General features: G+C 75.6%; 3 protein-coding genes. All 3 read right to left on the reverse strand.

What is annotated here, in order from left to right:
• Positions 1 to 210 (reverse strand): NAD(P)/FAD-dependent oxidoreductase (locus tag AOK16_RS24635; RefSeq protein WP_157859347.1); only part of this gene is annotated, 210 nt, incomplete at its 3' end.
• On the reverse strand, positions 207 to 779 hold the full coding sequence (locus AOK16_RS24640; RefSeq protein ID WP_055474299.1) for an isoprenylcysteine carboxyl methyltransferase family protein: 573 nt from the start codon (positions 777 to 779) through the stop codon (positions 207 to 209). The genes AOK16_RS24640 and AOK16_RS24635, both read right to left, overlap by 4 nt.
• Before the next feature lie 119 nt (positions 780 to 898).
• A partial coding sequence (locus AOK16_RS24645) for a type III polyketide synthase (RefSeq protein WP_055474300.1) occupies positions 899 to 1827 on the reverse strand: 929 nt, incomplete at its 5' end.

Here is a 1827-nt window from a genome sequence, read left to right on the forward strand (position 1 = left end):
GTAGCGGATGCCCCGCAGTTGGCGGCCCGGCGCCTCGACCCCCAGGGCGCGCAGCGCGGCCACCCCGCTCGGCATGACGCCCTCCCCGCAGGCCTTGTCGACCGGCCCGGTGCGCGGCTCGACGACCACCGCCCGCAGGCCGGCGCGGGCCGCGTGGATCCCCGCGGCCAGCCCCGCCGGCCCGCCGCCCGCCACCAGCACGTCGATCACGCCCGCGCGCCCCCGGCGCCCGGCGCGCCCTTGCCACCCGGCACACCCCTCGTACCCGGCGCCCCGCCCGTCTTCAGCGCCGCCTCCTCCACGCGGATACGAGTCGTCAGCAGCACCGTGTTGCACAGCGTGAAGGCAACGGCCGTGACCCAGGCGCCGTGCACGAGCGGCAGCGCGGTCCCCTCCGCCGCCACGGCCACGTAGTTGGGATGGCGCAGCCACCGGTACGGGCCACCGGACGCCAGCGGCAGGTCCGGCACCACGATGACCCGGGTGTTCCACTGCCGCCCCAGCGTGTGCACACACCACCAGCGCAGGGCCTGCGCCGCGGCCACGACGGCCAGCATCGTCCAGCCGACCGCGGGCACGAACGGGCGGTCCGCCAGCCACACTTCGGCCAGGCAGCCGGCGAGCAGGCCGGTGTGCAGGGCCACCATGACCGGGTAGTGGCCCCGCCCGGACTCGGTTCCGCCGCGCGCCAGGCTCCAGCGGGTGTTGCGGCGCGCGACGACCAGCTCGGCGGCGCGCTCTGCGGCTACGGCCAGCACGAGCACCGTGTACCAGACCACCAGGTCCTCCTCATCTCCTGTGAGATCTCCGTGAGTTCTCCTGCGAGTTCCCCCTGAAGGGCGCCGAAGCCGCTCGGCACGATCGCGACCGGCTCACACCGACTGACCGAAGCACCGGCTCACCAGCGCAGCAGCACCAGCTCGCAGCAGAGGCCGGGGCCGATGGCGAGCAGCAGGCCGGGCGTACCGGGCTCGGGCCGCTGCTCCGCGAGGGTGTCCCGCAGCACGTGCAGCACTGAGGCGGAGGAGAGGTTCCCGACCTCCGCCAGCGAGCGCCACGTCAGGTCGAGCGCCCCGTCCGGCAGGTCCAGCGCCTCGGCCACCGCCTCCAGCACCCTCGGCCCGCCCGGATGGCACACCCAGGCGGTGATGTCGTGCCGCTTGAGGTCGTGATCGCCGAGGAAGCGGTCGACGTCGTCGGCGAGGTGCTCGCGTACGAGCTCGGGCACGACCGGGTCGAGCACGATCCGGAAGCCGCTGTCGGTCACGTCCCACCCCAACGCCCGCTCCGTACCGGGGTACAGGCGGCTGCGGGCGGCCACGATCGTGGGCCCGGGCGGGACCGGCCGCCGCTCGCTGCCGCAGCAGACGGCGGCGGCCGCCCCGTCGCCGAAGAGGCCGGAGGCGATCAGGTTGGCGGGGGAGGGGTCGGCGCGCTGGAAGGTCAGCGAGCACAGTTCGACGGACAGCAGCACGGCCACGTGGTCCGGCCAGCCGCGCAGGTAGTCGTGGAGCCGGCCGAGGCCGGCCGCTCCCGCCACGCAGCCGAGCCCGAAGACCGGCACCCGCTTCACGTCGGGCCGCAGGCCGAGGCGACCGGCCAGCAGGGCGTCGACCGAGGGCGCCGCGATGCCGGTCACGGAGGTGCACAGCAGCAGGTCGACCTGGCCCGGGGCGATCCCGGCGGCGCGCAGCGCGCCCTCGACCGCCTCGGCTCCGAGCTCCGACGCGCCCGTGACGAACGCGTCGTTGGCCTTGCCGAAGCCGTCGAGCTCCGCGTACGCGGAGAGCGGCAGGACCGTGTGGCGGGTGCGCACCCGCCACACGG

Source organism: Streptomyces pathocidini (genome assembly GCF_001418495.1).
Lineage (GTDB): Bacteria > Actinomycetota > Actinomycetes > Streptomycetales > Streptomycetaceae > Streptomyces > Streptomyces pathocidini.